This is a genomic window from Pseudomonas sp. SWRI77, assembly GCF_014269105.1.
Taxonomy (GTDB): Bacteria; Pseudomonadota; Gammaproteobacteria; order Pseudomonadales; family Pseudomonadaceae; genus Aquipseudomonas; species Aquipseudomonas capeferrum.
The window spans coordinates 1-19,514 of sequence record NZ_JABWRV010000029.1; the positions used below are offsets into that span (position 1 = coordinate 1).

The following is a 19,514-nucleotide window of genomic DNA, read 5'->3' on the forward strand; positions in this document are numbered from 1 at the left end:
CGCACGGGGCGTTCGCGGTCCCAGAGGGTGAACAGCACAGGTTGGTCGAGCAGCTGGCCGAAGTCGATGTCGTCCTGGTAGCTGATCAGTTCCAGCTCGAGCGAGAAGGGTGGCTGATGCCTTCCTTGAGCGTGAACGACATGACGTCGAATTGAGCACCGCCCACGAGGGGTTGAAAGCTGTAATGCAGATCGGATTGGCGAGGCATAAGAGATCCTTGTCGGCCGCCTGGTAGTTCTGACAGCCGGGCATAATTGCCCGCCCGGCTGCAAGCGTGCTAGATCAAACGGCGGTTTCTATGGGTTTGCGCCAATCGTCAATAGCCGACGTCCCGGCTACTCTATGCTCCCAGCTAATTTTGCGATAACTCATCGATACCTCAATGAGCTGAGTATAATTTTCGTTCACTTTATTCTGTGCATGGGGGAGTACGCTGTTGATGTCGACAATGATTCCGTCAACTAGCTCTGTTGTGAAGAAATGCTCTTGCTTCCCTTCAACCGATGTTCGATACCACCGGATAGTGGTCATAGGTAGTACTTCACCGCGTACTAGTGCCTGATACAACAGAGGAACTGCTTTGTTCAGCGCGCACGTAAACACAAAGGGCTTGTGAACGCGTTGCCCAGAGGGTTGTCCGCTCTGTGGGTCAGTAGGCACGGTTACCTGATGCTTGATTTCCTGAGCGAGGATCTCGTTCTCGTGGCCTTCGACATAAACATTACCTACAGAGTCAGGTGTGAAAGCGTCTTTCGTAATCAGGCCTTGAGACGTACCTTCAATTGTGATGTAAGCGGGTGTTGGCATGGCAGTTTCTCCTGCGTCCATTTGGATAAAACACGCGCACCCCAAGGTGGCGTGGCCATCGGAAACGATGGGCTTGTCAGCGAGGCAGCAACCCCGCTAATTCGTTGAATTCAGTGGCGCCGTGTGGCGGTTGGTTATTGCTGCAAAATGCCGTTGAGCGACTCCAGTACCTCGGTGGTGACCAGGTGCAGGCGGTAGCTGTAGATCCCATAGGCCACCGCCATGGCAAAGGCGCACGCCAGCAGAGGGCTCCACCACGGCCATTGCCGGTTCATGCGAAAGTTGCGCGGGGCCACGTGGGTGTAGGGGTCGCAGACGTCTTCCGGCGTAGGGCCGCGGAGCTCGCGGATGATCCCGTGGAGTTGGTGAATCAAGGCATTGAGCGTTTCTTCGCCCTTCGGGGCGATGGCGTACTTGCCTTTCAGGCCAAGGGCCAGTGCGAAGTACATGAACTCCAGTACGTCCTGATACCGCTGGGGTTCTTGCATCAGGCGGGAAAGCACGGTGAAGAATTTCTCCCCACCCCAGGTTTCGTGGTGGAAGATGCTGAGCAGTGGCTCCTGGCTCCAACAGCTGTTCTTGCCCCAGGGCCTTTCCATGACGGCTTCATCAATGTAAAGGCACAGGCCATACGAGTACGCCAGCAACTGAGCGGGGTCATAGCCGTGCTGGCGCATTTCTTCCTGGATGTTAGCGATCTGGTTGCGTACTTGCCCGTGCACGTCCTTGATGTTGGGCAATCTATCGAGGGTGCGCAGGCGCATGACCAGGCCGAACAGGGGGGCAGCAGCATCCAGCATCAGGTTTGCGTAGCCGCCCCGTAGCTTGAAGTCGGGATCAGCGGCATAACCCTCGAAGGTAGGCTCAGCCTGTTCCCTCTCTGGCTCGGCGTTTCCTGCAGACCGCTTGCCCTCTATAGGCGCCTTGCCTGGCATGCCGAAATGTTCACCCACACTGTCTTGACTGTTCTCTGTCATCTCATTCGCTCCTGATCGCCCAGAACTGCAATTCAAGCCCCGGGAATTCACCCGCAATGTGGATGCCGAACCCATTGGCCTTTGTCATGCAGGCCCAGGCCGGGTCTCGCCGGTCCAGTTCGAAGTAGCTGAACCCTGCATGGAAGGGCAGGTCGCGAGGCGCCACGGGCAAGGGGTTCAAGGGGATACCGGGCAGTTGCAGTGGCACCAGGTCATTCAATGATTCCAGCGAGGTAACCTTGGCTTTCTGCACAAACATCTGGCGCAGCGACTGTGGCGGCAGATTGGCGCGCACGGCGAGGATGAAGTCGGCTTCGTCGATCAGGCGGCGATCTTCCAGCGTCGTCGTCATCACGCCATAGTCCAGGGACTCCAACGGCAGCGACACGGCGCGTGGTTGCAGGACTGTGCTCAGTGCCCGGCGCAAGGTCTCTTGCAGCGGTTTGAATGAGGTGTGCAGCGCGGTGTGGTGATACGCAGGGTATTCCTGCGCCAGCCGGGTCTCGTCGGTGAAGGTCACCAGCTCGCCACAGGCCTGGCTCATGCACAGGTAGAGCTGCTCAGGGTGCGTCTGCGCTTGCCTGGCCAGGTGGCGGAAGCAGGGCCACCAGCGGTTCATGGCTTGCAAGAGGTTGAAGTCGCGGATGTCGGCGATCCCGGACTGGCCCGATGCACCAATGCGGGTGGCGAGGTTGCGTGCCCGTTCGCGTAGGGTATTGCAGATTTCTTCGAGAAAGCGCTGCAGCGCCGGCACCGCGCGCACCGATATGCTGGTGGGGTAAAACGCTTCATCCAGCTGCAGGCTGCCGTCGGGGCGCCGTTCGAGAATACGGGCCAGGGCCAGGCGGGTGTAGGCGCTGCTGTCTTCGGCTTTGCGTTTGAGCTGCAGGTTGGGCATGGCGAGGTCGACCTGAGCCAAATCACCGTCGGCGGTGTGGGTGTCCTTGATCTCATACGCCTGGGCGATGTAACGGAAGTTGGCGGTGTTGTCGGGCCAGCTCACTTCGCGGCCGCCCTCGGTGCGCAGCGGCAGGCACAGGTACACCTCACTGTCTTTGGCGCCATCATCATCGATTTCCAGCGGCGGCGGCGGCGGCAGGTCTGCGGGTATATCGAACACCGTGCCGTCCGGCATGATGCCCCGCGCCCGGGTGATGGCGATCTTGCCCAGGCTCAGGTACTCATCGTTCAACTGCAGTTCGCTGAAGCCATAAAAGGCTGCGCTGAGGCTGCCAAGGCGCTGGTGCAGCGCCGCTTCCGTGGCCCGGGCCGCCTGCTGAAAATGTTGCGGCTTGACGAACAGGCCCTCGGGCCACAGGACGGGGTTACGTGAACTCATGAGGGCTCCATGTCAGCGTGGGTAAGCGAGAGGGGCAACAGGTGTGCAAGCGTCATCAGTCTTCCTCCTTGAGCAGGATCTGTGTGTCGTTGACCAGCACCGAAAGGATGATCTGGCGGCCCCGTGGGGGAATGCGCAGCACCTGCTGCCAGGTGGCGTTTTCCTGGTTTTGGTAGTCGCCGATGACTGCGACGAAACGGGTCTCGGGCTCGATGGGCGCGAAGGGGATGAACTTGAACTGGCCGGGGCGCAGCAGGTAATCGTCATCGCGGATATAGGTGCTGCGCAGGGCCGTGGCCGGGTCTTCGTCTAGCAGTCGATACACGCTGTTACGCAGCAGTGAGTCGTCGCGCAGTTGCAGGATCTTGATGGCGATGGGGGTCGCAACAGGTTCTGCGGCGACGGCCGTTGTGCGTGGCAACGTAAGGACTACCGTTGGGTCGTCATAGCTGCCGGGTGTGCTCTCTTCCAAGGGGGAGCGTTGCAGGTCAGCTTCGTCGTCCTCGGCCATTTCGACGGGGGACATCGCTGGAAATTGCGCCTGCAAGAACGCGAACAGGCTCGCCACTTTCTCTGTCAGTGCATAAGGGTCGCCCGCGCTCAAGCTGACCCCATAGGGGCTGGGCTCCAGGACGCTCTCGTGTTCAGTCGGCAGGTCGATGCTGTTCGGGTTGCCATTCAGCGTGGGGCTGGCATTAATGCTGAACGCGACCTCGGTGGGATGATCCTTGGGCGGCCCAATGGGCAGTGAAGGGTCCATGACCACTTGCCTTACTCTGCTCAAGGACGTGCAGGCGGAGAGCCCAACCATTGCGACCAGCAGGGCGATTACCAACGGATGACGCGTCATGGGCGTTCTCCTGCAATCAAACGTTGCAGCAGGTTGTCTTCCGACGCCCTCGCATCCGGCACGGCATTCAGTGCTGCCAGAGGGTCATTGCCACTGGCAGGCTCGAACACCGAGCAGATCTCGACGGCTGCGTGGGGGGCTGAATGCCTCGGTTGCCAAGCCTGGGTTGGACCATCGGCTATCAGTTGGTCGAGCACGCGCGGGGCAGGGCTGAACAGGTCCTCCAGCGACTGCGCATGGGTGAGCGCGTACTGAATGTGCAGCCGATAAGCGCCAATACGCAGTTGGTCGCCTTCCAGAAGGCGCCTGGGGGGTAGTGCTCCCAGACTGTTGATGCTGTCGTTCAGGTAGGTGCGGTTGCAGCGGTCGATCACGCAGAAGCCGCCCTCTAGCCAACGGATTTCGCAGTGGATCGCTGCAACGGTATGGTGACGGTCATCGATCAGCCAATTGGCGCCTTCGCTGCCGATGGTGCCGCCCTTGCAATCGAACGCATGCCGAGCAGTGACGCCGTGCTGCAACTGGTCGAGGTTGGAGATGCTCAAGATCAATGTGCTCATGCGCGCCCCCGAAAGCGCACGACGGGGCTGATCTCGCCATGGCGGTCATCGACAAAACTGGTCCAGCCCAGATAGGCGCCTTGGTTACGGTGCAGGCAGAAAGGTGGCAGCGCGTTCTGCTTCAACCGCAGTTCCAGGTCATAAGCCAGGCCATCACGCAGTAGAAAGTCGATCAATGCCCGCACGCGGCCGAAGTTGATGCCGCTGGGCAGCAGGTCTCGCAACTGGGCCTGGTCTAGCTCACTGATCACCAGGGTGAACTTGCTGCTGCGGGTGCGCGTGCGGCTGCCGACCATGAAGCTGCTGCCCAGCTCGCCGTTGCTACGCCCGAGGCTGACCCGCTGTTTGCCCGTAGTGGGCACCGAGCGCGTTTCGAATTCACGGATATGCACGTGCTTCAGATCGAAGCAATGGGCAATGATGCCGGCGACGGTGCCCGGCGCGCGGCTGCGGCTGGCGATGACGCCGGCAAAGCTGAGCAGCCGGCTCCAGGGCAGCGCTGTGTCACCTCGAAGTTGCTTGTTGTTCAGCCCGAGCAGGGCGAACACGTACTGCGAGAATTCATCGCTGGCACCCGGCTGAAAACGGATGTAGTAGCGGTATTTGCGCCAGATGCGATGCAGCAGGCTGAGCACATAATGGTTGAAGAAGTCGAAGAAGGCCGGCCGCACGCCAATACCCTGCGCATGTTCATAAGCCAGCTGCTCCAGGTAATAGGTGGGCAACGGTGAGTCCGTGCCATGCAAGCCCATGAAGGTGGTGCAAACGCGATAGCGCGGCTGTTCACCGGGCACGCGTTCGGCTTTGTATACGTCCGACACAGGGAAGGTCAGCCGCGGATCGCTGGCCAGGCGCACGCGCAGCCGGGTGGCCTCGTCTGGCCAGCGCGGTTCCAGGTCATCACCGTGCAAGCCGTGCAAGCGCTCCAGCAACTGGAAGAAGTTGTACTGGTGCGCGTCGGCGAGCAGCCTGTCGGCTAGATCAGCGGTTGCTTGCCGGTCTGGATTGGCCATGTGTAGTGCTCGTTGTTGGTGGTGTTGATCACTTCCAGTTGATGGAAGGAATTGATGCTCGCGTACAGCGCGAAGAAGTGGGCGAGCACGCAGCTGAACAGGTACAAGTCGCCTTCGCAGAGGAAGGCGGCCTGGTCCAGCTTCAACCGGGTGTGCAGGCCGCGGATGGGCTGCCCCTTGATCAGCCAATCCATAGGTTCGGTGTGAATTTCACGGATGCCGTCGAGGCGTTTAGCGGTGGTGCGTGCTTGCTGGATATCGTGCAAGGCTGCGAAGTCGTAGGTACGGATGACCGCTTTCAACGGCTCTACCGAGAGCAGCGACAGGTAGTTGAGCGACATGTTGGAGACCAATGCCCACTGCAACTGACCGTCCAGCACGGGGCGATAGGGGCGGGTAGGCGCGCAGATGTTGGTATAGGCGGCGAGCGGCGGCGTGACCTCGGTGAGCACGTTGATGTCATTGACGCCCAACGCCAGCGGCAGGTCCCGATTGGTGCAGGTCAGGTCTATCGACGCTGTTTCCAGCTGGCCAATGTAGGCGTTGGCATCGGCGCGGACGAACGAGATGCGATGGGTGACGCCATCACCGCGCAGCGAGTCTTCGAGCTGGTAGCGGTAATACAGCGCGGTGCGCCCTTGCACGTGCTCGATTTCATGCGCAAACGACTCGAATGGGCGGAAGGTCCGCAGGTACTCGCCGCTACCCCCATCTGTCGTCGCTCGGGTACTGATGACGTGGTCGACACTGAAAATTTCGTAAACGGACTGCTCTGAGCCTTTAGGCTTCAGTTGGACCTGGGCGTGCTCGTTGGACAGGTCGATCGGTTCGGCGCTGTGCGCGAACAGGTTGACCGCCGGTGTGCAATACAGGCTGAAGTCTGCTTTGCCGACACGCAGTGAGTCAGGTAGTTGACGCGTGAAGTGAAACGCCATGCTCACCTGTTGGCTGGCATGAACGGGCCACAGTTTTTCCAGCCCGGTCACGCTGAAGAAGTGAAACCGCTGGGGGAAGACGAAGTACTCCTGCAGGATGCGATAGCCGTCAAAGACGTTCTGCGGGTAGGGCAACAAGGCGTCGTCGGGGCTGAACCCCGGGAAGAGGACGCTGCTGGCCGGTAGCCGGCGCACCTCACCGTTGATGGTCACGCTGACTTGCTTCAGGTACTGGGAAAGCCACAAGTACAGCGTGCGGGCGTTACTGCTATCGCCGCTGAGGTGGAAGTCGAGGCTGGAGCAGCCCAGGCTGTTCAGTGGCCGCTCAACCAATGCTTGAAGGTCGATGCGAACCACCGAACTGTCCAATGTCTGGGTTGCGCCCACCGCCTCGATCTCGAACGGATGGATATTCACCGCAGTACAGGTGCGAAATTCGCAGGCCACACTGTCTACTGGCTTCGAGAACAGCCTTGAACCTTTGGGGATGTGCTGTGACTGGCTGAGGGACTGCTTGAGCGGCGTGAACTGGATGATCGTCGCGCTGGGCAGGGGCCGCAGATAATTCGGCCACAGCAACTGCAGCATGGGGTGGGTCAGCTCTGGCAGGTCGTCTTCCAGCTTGAGCCGCAGCTTGGCCGTCAGGAACGCGAAGGCTTCCATCAGGCGTTCCACATCGGGGTCGCTACCTCCCTTGCCTAGCAGCCGGGCGAGCTGTGGATTGTCCTTGGCAAAGTCGTTCCCCAGCTCGCGCAGGTAGTGCAACTCTTCGCTGAATCGGTCCTTTAGTGACATGGGTCACCTCACTCGGGTGTAACGGTTGTGCCCGTTGACCAGCAGCTCGAGTTGCAGCTGCTCCGTGTGGTTGTTGACCTGTACGTGGCAATCCAACCTGAAATGCAAGTCCAGTGGGGCGTGAACATCGGGTACGGCTTTAAGGGTGCGCAGCTGTATGCGTGGCTCGTAGCGTTGAAGGGTGCGGCGAATATCCGCGCTCACTTGCGCAAGCAATTCGCCGCTGCTCACGTCATGCCCGTTGAAGTCACGCAGGCCCAGGTCAGGGCTGCTCTGCGAGCACCCCTGGCGGGCGTTGAGCAAGGTTTCAAGGTGGCGTTTGATGGCGGCGAATTTTTGCGAAGCGCTCTCCCGCCGGGACGGCTCTCGGGGAGTGGACTGGTCCGCCATCAAGCGATCGAAAAGGGCGCTCATTGCGTGTCGAGCCGCCCGACCAGGGAAATCTCGAAATTCGCACCCATGTATTTGAAGTGCGGGCGCACGGCGAGTGAAACCTGGTACCAACCCGGGTCACCGGCAACGTCCGAGACTTCAACCCTGGCTGCACGCAGCGGGCGGCGGCTGCGAACATCGGCGCAAGGGTTTTCCTGGTCGGCGACGTATTGCTTGATCCATTTGTTGAGCTCGGATTCAAGGTCCCGCCGTTCCTTCCAGCTGCCGATCTGTTCGCGCTGCAGCACCTTGATGTAGTGGGCAAGCCGGTTGACGATGAACAGGTAGGGCAACTGGGTGCCAAGCTTGTAGTTGGTCTGGGCCTGCACGCCCTCAGCGGTTTTCGGGAAGTGCTTGGGTTTCTGCACCGAGTTGGCGGAGAAGAACGCCGCGTTATCGCTGTCTTTGCGCATGGTCAGGGCGATGAAGCCTTCTTCAGCCAGCTCGAATTCCTTGCGATCGGAGATCAGCACTTCGGTCGGGATCTTGGCCTGCAACTGGCCCAAGGATTCGTACAAATGAACCGGCAGGTCTTCGACGGCGCCACCCGACTGCGGGCCGATGATATTCGGGCACCAGCGGTAGCGGGCAAAGCTGTCGTTGATGCAACTGGCCAGCAGGAACGCGGAACTGCCCCAGAGATAATTGTCATGCCGGCCGTCGATGTTCTCGTCGTAGTTGAAGCTGCTGATCGGCTGGTCCTGATGGTGGTAGACGGAGCGAAGCATGAACCGCGGCCCGGTCAGGGCCACGTGACGGGCGTCCTCGCTTTCACGGAAAGCCCGCCACTTGGCATGCCGAGGCCCTGCAAAAATGTCTTTGATTTCCTTGAGATTGGGCAGCTCTTCGAAACTGCTCAAGTTAAAGAATTCGGGGGACGGCGCTGCGAGAAAGGGCGCATGCGACATGGCGCCCACCGAGGCCATGTAGCTCAGCAGTTTGATGTCCGGTGAGGACGGGCCGAAGTTATAGTCACTCACCATGGCCGCAACCGGTTCGCCACCGAATTGGCCGTAACCGGCCGTGTAAACGTGTTTGTACATGCCGCTGGATGTGATATCAGCCGCATGTTCGAAATCATCGAGCAAATCGGCTTTGCTGACATGCAACACTTCGAGCTTGATGTTTTCGCGGAAGTCCGTGCGGTCGACCAGAAGTTTCAGCCCGCGCCAGGAAGACTCAAGCTGCTGGAACGCGGGCTGATGCACGATGGCGTCCATCTGCTTGCTGAGCACCCGGTCCAGTTCCGCAATCATCTGGTCGACACGGTGCTTATTGATAAGTTGCTCTGGGTCATGGTTTTTGAGGATGTCGGCAATAAAGGCAGATACACCCTGCCGGGCGACCTGATAGCCTTCTTGCGCAGGCACCAATTTGGTTTGCGCCATGATCTGGTCAAGCAGCGTGGTTGGGCTCAACGTTTCGGCAGGGGTATCAACGGCGACGGTAGTGCTGTTTTGCTTTGGCATGGGTTCGCTCCGTTGTCTCAGTCTTCTTTTGGCGCCTCAAGCACCAGGTCCAGTTCTTTGGCGAGCTGCTTGCGGGTTTGCTCATTGCTCAACAGGTGTTGCAGTTGCTTGCGGAATGTCGGCACGTTGCCCAGCGGGCCCTTCAGGGCGACCAGCGCCTCGCGCAGCTCCAATAGCTTGTTCAGTTCGGGTACCTGTCGAGCGATCTGGTCCGGCCCGAAGTCATGGATGGACTTGAACTGCAGGCTGACCGCCAGCTCGGCGTCGGGGGCGGTGCTGAGCAGGGAGGGCACTGACATATTCAGGCGCACGTCGGCTTCGCTCAGGACGTTGTTGAAGCTGTGTTTATCAATGCGCATGACCGCGCGGTCTTCTAGCGCCCGGCTGTCATCCAAGCCGAAATCGCCCAGGACGAGCATTTTGTGCGGCAGCTCTACTTCGGCCTGTTCGTCCCCGGTGGCAGGAACATACTTGATGTTTATGCGCTCTTTAGGCGCTACAGAGCCTGTGTTTTTTGACATTGGCGTTTAACTCGTTGGTTGTTTTTGATCGTTTTCTGCAAGGTCCGTATTGTCGCGTGTTTAATTACGATACTTGTTTGTAGGAAATTTCCTAAGTTTCAATGGTTGGCTCTATATAATTGTCGGTGGCCTATAAAAACCATGCAGTAAATAATGTCTTTTGGTCGAGCGGGAAAATGTAAGCGAATATTTGTTTGTGTGCAGTTGGTTCTATGTACTAGGCTCGTGGGGATTTTATTTGGGTCGGCTGTGTGTGAGTGCGTTTATTGGTGCGTGCTTGTAGGAAAAGTGCGCACGGCCATGTAGGGCATTTGTTCTGTTTGTAGAGAGTGAACTTGGAATGATAATTCGCTGTGCATATGTCGCCGGTCTTTCGTTGGTGTTTTTCCTGCAGCCGGTGCTGGCAAGCCCTATTCAGGACTGCCCCGCGATCGTGTCTAACATCGAGCGGTTGGCCTGTTTCGACCAGGCGGCCGGCACACCTGCGCACAAGGCGAAAAAACAGTGGTCAGCACCGGAGCTGGAGGCAACCAGCGTGTTACGGGTGATGGCAAATGAGGCCACACGTACGGCAGATGACCTGACGTTTCGCATTGGCAGCCAAAGCGAGGGCAGTGAACGCGCACCTGAATGGGTCATTTCGGCCCCCGCCATTGCCTCAGGCGATGACCCTTCCTATCTGGCCATCAGTTGCATACAGCACATCTCCCGGCTGCAGTTGATTGCCAGGCAGCCCATCGGCGCCAGCTGGGTGACTGTGCGCCTGAAGGGGGAAGGCGGGTCTACGAATGCGACGCCCTGGCAGGTGATGGAGAACGGGCAAGTGCTCGACGCGGGGCGAGGTTTGCCGGCGATCGAGCAGATCAAGCATCTGATAGGGGCGCAGCGCATCGAAGTTGTGAGTGATCACAACGAAGTCGATGGGCTGATTTTTGATGCGCAAGGTCTGGACCCTTTGATCCGCCAGGTGCGAAGCACATGCCGGTGGTAGCGCAAGTGCCTGCGCAGCACATCACTGGGTTGCTTGCACCGATTGATCCGGCGGTCCCTGCTGGGCTGTTCGATGTGGAGGACGAAACCTACCAGGCCATTGACCAGGAGATGGTCAAGCTGGGCGGGCTGCAGGAAGCTTCGATCGACTGGGTTTACATTGAAGAGGCGTCCCGGCTTTACCTGAGCCAGCAATGCAAGCACCTGCGCATCGTCTCTCACCTCAGTGTTGCGTGGTTGCGCAGTGGCTGCTGGGAGCGCTGGGGCTACACGTTGGCGTTGTTGGCCGGCATGGTCGAACACTACTGGGAACCCGCCCATCCAAAGCCCGGCCCTAAAGGTTTCCTGGGCAAACGCAAGCTGGCGGCCTTGATGCTCAACCGCTTGATCGAAGCGTTGCCGCGCCTTGACCGCTTCACCTATACGCCGGCGCTTGCGGCGGCGGCGCAGCAAGCGTTGACGTGCCTGCAACAGCAGCAGGGCATCGCCCAACTGGACGCGGGCCTGCTGGGCGAACTGCAGCGCTTGCTTAGTAAACACACGGCGGTTGCCGACGGCATCGGCGAGCCTGATGCGTCGCCCAAGGCGCCTGCGGCAAGCATTGATGTTGCGCCGCTGGCCGAAGTCATCGCCACGCCTATGCCACGTGTGTCGATGGGCAACGAACGAGAGACACGACGGGCCGTGTTGACCATGGCCGAGCTCATCAATCAACAGGACCCGTACGACCCGACCGGCTATCAGTTACGTCGTTTTGGCTTGTGGGCGCACCTCCAGGCAGCACCCCAAGCCAGGCAGGGCGGCAACCGTACGGAACTGATGGCGGTTCCGTTGGATATAGCAGGGGCCTACGAAGACGCTATCGCCGGCACGGTGATTGACCCGGGGTTACTGCAGCGGATCGAAAAGAGTGTGGCGGCATGCCCCTTCTGGATTCGCGGCAGTTTTCTGGCCGCGACTACCGCTTCGCGGCTGGCGATGGGCGAGGTCGCTGAGGCGATCCGCGCGACCACCGCGCGGTTCGTACAGCGTATGCCCGCCCTGCAGCAGCTGGGCTTCAGCGACGGCAGGGTGTTTGTCGATGACCAATGCCTGGCTTGGCTCAAGGGCGGTCAGGGGCAGGGCGAGCAGGGTGCCCCCACTCATGAGTTCAGCGGCTTGCGCGAGGAGTTGGTCAGCCAACTGGAAAGTGGCGGTGTAGAGCCGGTTCTGCTCCGCTTGCAAGCGCTGCAGGCGGATTTTCGTGCCCCTCGTGATCGCTGCCATACCACCGTGATTGCTGCTGACTTGCTGGCGGCGCGGGGCGTGTCCTGGCTGGCCCAGGACCTGTGCGCCGGTGTGGCCCGCACGATGCAGCAAACCACCGCCGACGCCTGGGAGCCCGAGGTGTTCCAGCGGCTCCAGCAGTACGCCACAGCCCCAGCGTTGGCCAACCAGAACAAGGACCAGGAGCCCTCATGAATCAACTATGGAAGCAACTCAAACGCTGGGGCTTGCCGGTGGCTACGCGCATTGGCCTGGCACTGCCGCTGCTGTTGGCTATTGGCGCTGCGCTGATGTTGGTTGCCATCTGGTGGCTTGGCCCGCACTGGACATGGCGTGAACAACAGCCACTGGCGAGCGTGGCCCATCGCAGTCTGGCGAGCCTGGTGCTCGTGCTGGTGCCCTTGGTGTGCTGGCTGGTCATACTGCGTGCGCGCTTTCGCCGCCTGCAAGCTGAGCAGGCTCTGGCAACGGCTGCTGAGTCGGACCCTGCGCTGCCCTTCGTCCACGCCCAAGAGAAGGCGTTGAACCAGGGCCTTGCGCGGTATCTGGACAATGCAGGCGGTCGACGGGCTTTGTATCGGTTGCCGTGGTATCTGGTACTGGGCGATGAGCATGCCGGGAAGAGCAGCTTCATCGATTGCACCGATCAGAGTTTTTCCCTGACGCGTATCGACAAGGCCCAAGCACGCGGCCGGCAGGCTGAAGCGCTTGCATACCCGGTGGGGTGGTGGATCAGCAATGATGCAGTGATCATCGACCCACCCGGCGCCTTCATCAGTCAGGGCGCGCTGGCAAGCTCGCCGAACAGTGAGCCCGCGGTATCTGAAGGCACCCAGGGCAAGTTGTGGAGCCATCTGTTGGGCTGGTTGCTGCGCAATAGAAGCCAGAGAGCGCTCAATGGCTTGTTGCTGGTTGTCGACCTGCCCGGGCTGTTGCATGGGTCACCTGAGCAACGCACGGCATTGGCCCATGTGTTGCGCACACGCTTGCACGAGGTAAGCAGTCAGCTGGGTTCGCGCTTGCCACTGTATGTGGTGCTCAGCAAATTCGATCTGCTCGATGGTTTTGATCCTTTCTACAGCAAGCTCTCAGCGGCCAGCCGCGCAAACATGCTGGGGTTCACGTTCAAGCTGGATGCGGTCGAAGCGTTCGACGCCTGGCTGGACGAATACGCTGAACACTACGATCGCTTGATTTGCCAGCTGTTCGAGCAGGTCGTGGACCGTATCGATTCAGTGGGCAGTGCACCCCTGCGCGCACGGCTGTTTTCCTTGCATGCGCAGTTGATCGGGCTGCGGCCGATATTGCTAGGGTTTCTACGCGAGGCCTTGGCAAGTGACCGTTTCACCACACCGGCCTTGGTCCGTGGTGTGTATTGGTCATCCGTCACGCAGCAAGGCGAAATGCGTAATGCATTCATCCGAGAAGCGGCTCAGCCCTATAAAACGAAGCTTCCCTTGCGTGAAGGTAAGGCGCCAGGCAAGGCACTGGTCTACTTCGTCCAACGGGCTTTTGCGCGGGTGATCTTCCAGGAGGCCGGCCTTGCCGGGGACAATGTCAAGGTGGCTCGCAGCAAGCGCCAATTGCTGTGGGTGGGTTCTGGCGTAGGCCTGCTTGCGTTCTGCATCGCCATTGCCAGTTGGCAACGCTACTTCGATATCAATGGCACCAAGGCCGCCGGGGTGCTTGCCAAGAGCCAGGAGTACAGCCATCACGAAGTGGATCAGCGCCTGGACCCGACCGGCCGCAATTTGCTGGAGCCACTGGACCAGATCCGTGATGCGGTATCGGTGTTTGGCGATTACCGTGCTGCGTGGCCTGGTGTGGCGGATTTGGGCCTGTATCAGGGCCGCGCCATCGGGCCCCGGGTGGACGAAGCCTACCTGAGCTTGCTCTCCAAGCGCTTCTTGCCGGCCTTGGCCAGCGGAGTGATCGATGCCATGAACGCGGCGCCCCCCGGCAGTGAGCAGCAAATGGCGGCGCTCAGGGTTTACCGTATGCTCGAAGACCGCAAGAGCCGCCGGCCTGAATGGGTCGAGGAGTGGATGGCACGGCAGTGGCAACAGGCGTTTCCAGGCCAGGGGCAGCTGCAGCGCGACCTCATGCAGCACCTAGAATATGCCTTGGCGTATGCCGATGCAGATCTGCCGCAGTTCCGCCAGCGGGTCAGTGAAGTGCAGCAGGCATTGCGCAAGGTGCCGTTGCCACAGCGGGTGTATGCAGGCCTCAAGCAACAGGCCCAGGAGCAGCTACACATCGGCTTGGACCTGCGTCACCAAGTGGGCCCGGCGTTCGATGTGGTTTACCAGCCGTCTGCAGGGGCCGGACGGGAGGATAACCTTCTGCTGGCCCCCATGCTGACCGCCAAAGGCTACACGGCGTATTTTGAACCGCGCAGCCAGCGGTTCGCCGAAATGGCGATGATCGACCAGTGGGCACTCGGCGAACGCGCGCAACTTGACTATTCGGACGCCGACCGGGAGGCGCTGAGCGAACGCTTGCGCAATCTGTACAGCACCGACTACATCGACAGCTGGCGGCGTGCCCTGAATGCGTTTGCGGTGGCTGACTTTCGCGACCTGGATCATGCTGTCGTGATCCTGCAACAGATGACGGGGCCAGCAGCGCCGCTGCAGCGGCTGCTGGATACCGTGCGCGAAAACACGTCGCTGTCCTCGGCAGCAGGCATTGAAGCGCCGAGTGAGGCTGCTGCGCTGCAGCCTGCAAGTCGCCCACCCGCGCAACAACAGACGTTAGCGATTCAGCGGGCATTCGCGGGCCTCAGTGCCATGTTGCAGGCAACAGGCGATAAACCGAGTTACTACGATGAAACGCTCGCCGCCATTGCCGCCGTCCACGACTATGCCAAGGCGGTGCAGGACAGCCCCGATCGAGGTAAGGCAGCCCTGCAAGCGGTGCATCAGCGCTTCTCGATGACGGGGCACGACCCGATCGGTACCTTGCAGCGTGTTGCGACGGGGTTGCCGGAACCCCTCAACTTCCAGGTAAGAAAAGTCGCGGATCAAACCGCGCGGGTGTTGAACGTGGAAGCGTTGCGTGAACTGGAGCGACGCTGGGACGTTGAAGTGTACAGCTTCTTCCAGCAACGCCTGGCGGGTCGCTACCCCTTCGTGGTGAAAGCGCCCGATGCCTCTCTGGAAGACTTCGAGGCGTTCTTTGGGCCGAAGGGTCGCCTGCAACAGTTCAATGATCAGTACCTGAAGGTGTTCCTGAACGACAACCTCGAAGCCCTGCAGTCAGGTCAGGGGCAGTCCTTGATCCGCAGCGACGTGATCGAACAGTTGGCGCTGGCAGACCGCATCCGCGAGACCTTCTTCGACCAGCGTGGCAACCTGAGTGTGCAATTCAGCATTGAGCCGTTGGGGCTCAGCGCCAATCAGCGCACCAGTCTGCTGGACCTGGATGGCCAGTTGATTGCTTACACCCATGGTCCAAGCCAGATCAGCGGGGTTGTCTGGCCCAATACCCTGGGGCGCAAAGTGCGCAGCAACCTTACGTTGCTCCGGCAGAACGGCAATAGCAGCAGCCTGGAGTACCGCGGGCCTTGGTCGATGTTCCGCTTGCTTAGCCGCGGCTCGCTCAATGGGCGCACCGCAACCAGCGTGGACCTGAGCTTCAGGACCGGAGACGGCGTGATGCGCTATCGGCTGAATGCTGAAAAAGCCTTCAACCCGATTACCCAACAGCCTTTCAAAGGCTTCCGCTTGCCGCGTGGCTTGTTGCAGCTGCCACCCAAGGTTGCACTGGCCGGGCAAGCGGACGGTACGTAAGAGGACGTTACCTGGACCGCGTCAACAGCCCATCCAGCACCACCTCGCAGGCCGCGCCCCAGCTGGCACTCACTGGCTGATGCATCAGTACCGCCAGCCCATCGGCGGTAAAGGTGCCTGGCGTGGCAATCGCCTGCCCCAACGCCTTCAGCGTGTGCTCGGGCTGGCGCTGGGCACTGGTCACACAGTCGTGCAGGTTGCCCAGCACCAGAGCACGCGCTTCGGCAGCCGGCAGGCCCTTGTCGGTCAGCCACTGCTGCAAATCGTGCAACAGGAAGTAGAACCAGCCGTTCATGCACGCGGCAACCGTGGCCAGCTCGAACGCGGCTTCATCCTGCAGCACCACCAGGTTGCCCAGCGCGCCCAGGCCCTGCTCGGTAGGCACGTCCGGCGGGCAGACCACCACGGTGGCCTGGTTGTGTTGCGCCGCGTAAGACAGCATCACGCGCACGCAGTGGGCCGCAGGGAAGGCCGCTTGCAACTGTGCCAAGCCCACACCCGCCGCCAACGACAGCAAGCGTTGCCCGGGGCGCAGGCGCACCTCGCTGGCGAGTTGTGCCAGCGCTGCCGGGCGCACGCCCAGCATCACCAGCTCGGCCTGATCGACCACCGCCTGGTTGCTCGGCAGTACCTGGCAACCTTGGGTGTGGGCCAGCGCTTCGGCGCGCTGGGCGTTGCGTGGCGACAGCAGGATCGCGCCGTCGAAACCACTGCGGCGCAGGCCCATCACCACTTTTTCGGTCAGCTCGCCGACCCCGAGAATACCCAGACTATGCATGATGCCTCCTTGTCAGCTTTCCAGGCCGGCACGGCGCTGGCCCCAGTGCAGGTTCAGGTTCACGCCCATGCTCAGCAGCGGTTCCGGTGGGTTGCGGTTAGGCCCCGCCGAGCCCAGCAGGAAGTCGATCAGTTCGTCGCGCTCACCGCTCAGCCAGTCGGCCAGCAAGGTACCGGTAGCGGTGCCCCGGGTAATCCCCAGGCCGTTGCAGCACAGCGCAGCATGGATATTGGGTGCCAGTGTGCCGAAGTGCGACAGGTGGTTGCGCGACAGGCACATCGCGCCGCCCCAGGTGAACTCGAACGGCGTACCCGAGAGCATCGGGAAGCGCCGTTCGAACGACACCCGGTGCTGTCGAGCGGCCCGCTGCAAGTGGCGCTGATTGGCACGGCCGTCGGCGTTGAAGCTGAAGCTGTTGCGCACCAGCAGGCGCTGGTCCGGGGTGCGCCGCAGGGTGCTGCCGAACGGGTCGGCTGGGATGATGCCCCAGCTTGCCTTGCCGCCCAGGCGTGCCTGCTCGTCGTCGCTCAGGGGGCGGGTCATGCTGGCGTAGGTGAAGATCGGCAGCAGCCGGCCCGGCAAAAAGCCGAAGTACGAGGCGAAGGCGTTGTTGGTCAGCAGCAATTGGTCGGCAACGATTTCGCCGTGGGCGTGCTTGAGGGTGATGCGCGAGCCCTGTTCAAGGCGGGTGATGGTGGTGTGTTCGTACAGCGTCACGTTGCCGGGCAGGCTTTGCGCCAGGCCTTTGGCCAGGGCGGCCGGCTGCAGCAACTGGGTGCCGGGCGTGTACAGCGCCTTGCGGTAGAACGACGTGCCGAGGTGTGCCGGCAGGTCATGGGCATCGATCATCTGGTAGGGCTGGCCGAGTTTTTCCAGGCCGCTGCGGTAGGCTTCCAGCACGGCCAAGCCCTTGTCTTCGACGGCGGCCTGGTACTTGCCGTCCGGGCGTAACTGGCAGTCGATGCCGTGTTGGCCGATCAGCTTGTGCAGTATCGACTGCGCGCGCAGGTTCAACTTGAGGTTCATTCGCGCAGTGGCCAGCTCACCGATGTAGTCAGGCGCACCGATGTCGTGGGGTAGGTCGATGGCAAAGCCCGAATTGCGCCCCGAGGCGCCGAAGCCGACTTCCTGGGCCTCCACCAGGACGATCTCGTCGTCGGGGTGATGCAGCGCCAGTTGCCGTGCTGCCGCAAGGCCGGTGAAGCCGGCACCGAGCACCACCCAGCGCGCTTCGCTCCGCCCCCGATGCGCGGCGCAAGGCTGGCGCCGGGGGCTGAGGTGGAACCAGCCGCAACCGTTGTCGTCCGCAGGGGTAGAGGTGTTTATGTACATGGGGTTTATCCGTGTTGTTTTCCTCACTGTCGCACGACGCACGCGGCGGGCATATAACGGGAGTGACGGGTCGTGGGAGGTTTTGAATTGACCTTTGCGAGTTGCTCGTGATTTGCTCGGTTGGCCGGTGATTGGCCCATGCAACGGCCCCCAGCAGCCAACGATCATTCAAAGTAAACTGAAGGTCTGCCATGTCCGAATACAAACTCCACTGCTTCGCAGAATCCGGTAATGCCTACAAAGTCGCCCTCATGCTCGAACTCACCGGCCAGGCCTGGCAGCCGGTGTTCGTCGACTTCTTCAACGGCCAGACCCGCGAGCAATCCTGGCGCGATGACGTGAACGAGCAAGGCGAGGTGCCGGTGTTGGAGCACGCTGGCAAGTCGCTCACCCAATCTGCGCTGATCCTCGAATACCTGGCCGAACAGACCGGCCAGTTTGGCCCGCGCGATGAGGACGAGAAACGCGAAATCTGGCGCTGGATGCTGTTCGACAACCACAAGTTCACCAGCTACTACGCGGCGCTGCGGTTCATCTACTGCCTGAAAAAGATGGGCGAAACGGAGGTGACCAAGTTCTTGCGTGATCGCGCCACGGCGGCCTATCGCATCGTCGATGCGCACTTGGCCAAAACCCCCTTCATGGTCGGCGGGCGGTTGACCATCGCCGACCTGTCGCTGGCAGGGTATGTGTTCATGCCTGAAGACACCGGTATCGCGCTGGCCGAATTCACCCATATCGAGGCCTGGAAAGCGCGTATCAAGGGCACACCCGGTTGGAAGCACCCGTATGACCTGATGCCGCGCACAGCGACCGTTTAGGCGCCATTCGGATGACTGGTCGGCGACAAGCCGGGCGGCATGGCTACGCTCAGGACGTAAGAAACATTTTGCACTAACTGGCCAGCTGGCCCTGAAGGACCTCGCTCACTCGCTGCAGATGGAAGGCCGCACTGGTTGCAGGTCGCCCCACGGGGGCCGGAACTCACGGGGTGCCCTGTGCAACCCCGTGCTACTCCAAGCGGAGGCACATCATGCTCAAGAAATGCTTGTTGGCTTTGGCGATCGGCGCGGTTTTGTCAGCGTCGGCAGTGTTGGTGCCTGACTCCATGGGCGGTGCGTCCAGTGCGTATGCGAAGGATGGCGGCGGTGGAGGTGGCGGTCATGGTGGCGGCCATGGCGGCGGAGGTGGAGGTGGAGGCCACGGCGGTGGCGGCGGCAGTGGCGGCGGTGGCGGTGGTGGTGGCCATGGCGGCAGTGGCAGCGGACACAGTGGCGACGGCGGCGGACATGCCAGCTCAGGCCGGGGTGACAGCGGACGTAACGGGGCCGATGATGGTGCCAACCATGAGGCCAACCACAATGTGGGTGAGGCCCACGGTGTAGGGCATGGCGCGGACGACGGTCCCGACCATGATGTCGGAGACGATCATGGAGGTGACCGTACTTAGCTTGTGAGTTGCCAGTATCCGCCCCACTTCCAAACCCAAGACAAGCACCTAGCCGCCTCCAAACCTTCAAACACCAAAGAACCGTGCAGCAAAATTTTGTGAGCCACTTCACAAAATCCAGGTTGGCGGCATAATGCCACTACCTCTGTACAAGACCCCGCCGCGCAACTGCCGGGGTTCCTTTTCGTACCCGTCGAAGGTTCAGGTTA

Annotated in this window: 16 protein-coding genes and 2 pseudogenes; 5 read left to right on the forward strand and 13 right to left on the reverse strand. The window is 60.9% G+C overall.

Going from position 1 to position 19,514, the window contains the following annotated elements; all coding sequences use genetic code 11:
• The 11 genes and pseudogenes from HU766_RS26290 to tssB all read right to left on the reverse strand — a co-directional run.
• Positions 1–208: pseudogene (locus tag HU766_RS26290) on the reverse strand (type VI secretion system tip protein VgrG); the annotation flags it as partial.
• A 74-nt stretch (positions 209–282) separates the two neighbouring features.
• Positions 283–807 carry an Hcp family type VI secretion system effector gene (locus HU766_RS22605; RefSeq protein WP_186660720.1) on the reverse strand — a complete coding sequence of 175 codons (525 nt, stop codon included), beginning with the start codon at positions 805–807 and terminating at the stop codon, positions 283–285.
• A gap of 134 nt (positions 808–941) precedes the next feature.
• The gene (gene icmH / locus HU766_RS22610; RefSeq protein ID WP_186660869.1) at positions 942–1,742 is read right to left on the reverse strand and encodes a type IVB secretion system protein IcmH/DotU; all 801 of its coding nucleotides are present in this window, start codon (positions 1,740–1,742) and stop codon (positions 942–944) included.
• A gap of 43 nt (positions 1,743–1,785) precedes the next feature.
• Positions 1,786–3,123, reverse strand: coding sequence for a type VI secretion system baseplate subunit TssK (gene tssK, locus HU766_RS22615; protein WP_186660730.1), 1,338 nt, complete (start codon positions 3,121–3,123; stop codon positions 1,786–1,788).
• Between the two features lie 55 nt (positions 3,124–3,178).
• Positions 3,179–3,973 (reverse strand): type VI secretion system lipoprotein TssJ, encoded by a 795-nt coding sequence (tssJ, locus tag HU766_RS22620; protein WP_186660732.1) that lies wholly within the window; start codon positions 3,971–3,973, stop codon positions 3,179–3,181.
• Positions 3,970–4,533 (reverse strand): FHA domain-containing protein, encoded by a 564-nt coding sequence (locus tag HU766_RS22625; RefSeq protein ID WP_186660734.1) that lies wholly within the window; start codon positions 4,531–4,533, stop codon positions 3,970–3,972. Before HU766_RS22625 ends, tssJ begins: the two co-directional genes overlap by 4 nt.
• On the reverse strand, positions 4,530–5,546 hold the full coding sequence (tssG, locus tag HU766_RS22630) for a type VI secretion system baseplate subunit TssG (RefSeq protein ID WP_186660736.1): 1,017 nt from the start codon (positions 5,544–5,546) through the stop codon (positions 4,530–4,532). Before tssG ends, HU766_RS22625 begins: the two co-directional genes overlap by 4 nt.
• The gene (tssF, locus tag HU766_RS22635; protein WP_186660745.1) at positions 5,510–7,276 is read right to left on the reverse strand and encodes a type VI secretion system baseplate subunit TssF; all 1,767 of its coding nucleotides are present in this window, start codon (positions 7,274–7,276) and stop codon (positions 5,510–5,512) included. The genes tssG and tssF overlap by 37 nt, the downstream gene beginning before the upstream one ends.
• Positions 7,277–7,279: 3 nt before the next feature.
• The gene (tssE, locus tag HU766_RS22640) at positions 7,280–7,690 is read right to left on the reverse strand and encodes a type VI secretion system baseplate subunit TssE (RefSeq protein ID WP_186660747.1); all 411 of its coding nucleotides are present in this window, start codon (positions 7,688–7,690) and stop codon (positions 7,280–7,282) included.
• Positions 7,687–9,177, reverse strand: a complete 1,491-nt coding sequence (gene tssC / locus HU766_RS22645) for a type VI secretion system contractile sheath large subunit (protein ID WP_186660756.1) — start codon at positions 9,175–9,177, stop codon at positions 7,687–7,689. The genes tssE and tssC overlap by 4 nt, the downstream gene beginning before the upstream one ends.
• Before the next feature lie 17 nt (positions 9,178–9,194).
• Complete coding sequence (gene tssB / locus HU766_RS22650) at positions 9,195–9,698, reverse strand: type VI secretion system contractile sheath small subunit (RefSeq protein WP_186660765.1); 504 nt, start codon at positions 9,696–9,698, stop codon at positions 9,195–9,197.
• Between the two features lie 340 nt (positions 9,699–10,038).
• On the opposite strand from tssB, the gene vasI reads away from it, so the two are divergent.
• The 3 genes from vasI to tssM are packed head-to-tail and all read left to right on the forward strand — an operon-like array spanning position 10,039 to position 15,745.
• Positions 10,039–10,689, forward strand: a complete 651-nt coding sequence (gene vasI, locus HU766_RS22655; RefSeq protein WP_186660774.1) for a type VI secretion system-associated protein VasI — start codon at positions 10,039–10,041, stop codon at positions 10,687–10,689.
• The gene (gene tssA, locus HU766_RS22660) at positions 10,677–12,149 is read left to right on the forward strand and encodes a type VI secretion system protein TssA (RefSeq protein WP_186660784.1); all 1,473 of its coding nucleotides are present in this window, start codon (positions 10,677–10,679) and stop codon (positions 12,147–12,149) included. Before vasI ends, tssA begins: the two co-directional genes overlap by 13 nt.
• Entirely contained in the window at positions 12,146–15,745 is a 3,600-nt protein-coding gene (gene tssM / locus HU766_RS22665; RefSeq protein WP_186660793.1) for a type VI secretion system membrane subunit TssM, read from the forward strand. Before tssA ends, tssM begins: the two co-directional genes overlap by 4 nt.
• A 7-nt stretch (positions 15,746–15,752) precedes the next feature.
• On the opposite strand, the gene HU766_RS22670 is transcribed toward tssM, so the two are convergent.
• Positions 15,753–16,523, reverse strand: coding sequence for an NAD(P)-binding domain-containing protein (locus HU766_RS22670; RefSeq protein WP_186660797.1), 771 nt, complete (start codon positions 16,521–16,523; stop codon positions 15,753–15,755).
• A gap of 12 nt (positions 16,524–16,535) precedes the next feature.
• Positions 16,536–17,855 carry an FAD-binding oxidoreductase gene (locus HU766_RS22675; protein WP_186660799.1) on the reverse strand — a complete coding sequence of 440 codons (1,320 nt, stop codon included), beginning with the start codon at positions 17,853–17,855 and terminating at the stop codon, positions 16,536–16,538.
• Between the two features lie 191 nt (positions 17,856–18,046).
• On the opposite strand from HU766_RS22675, the gene HU766_RS22680 reads away from it, so the two are divergent.
• Together HU766_RS22680 and HU766_RS26595 are read left to right on the forward strand one after the other, a co-directional pair.
• Positions 18,047–18,676, forward strand: a complete 630-nt coding sequence (locus tag HU766_RS22680) for a glutathione S-transferase (RefSeq protein WP_033697216.1) — start codon at positions 18,047–18,049, stop codon at positions 18,674–18,676.
• Between the two features lie 209 nt (positions 18,677–18,885).
• Positions 18,886–19,407 (forward strand): annotated as a pseudogene (locus HU766_RS26595) (hypothetical protein).
• Positions 19,408–19,514 lie beyond the last annotated feature (107 nt).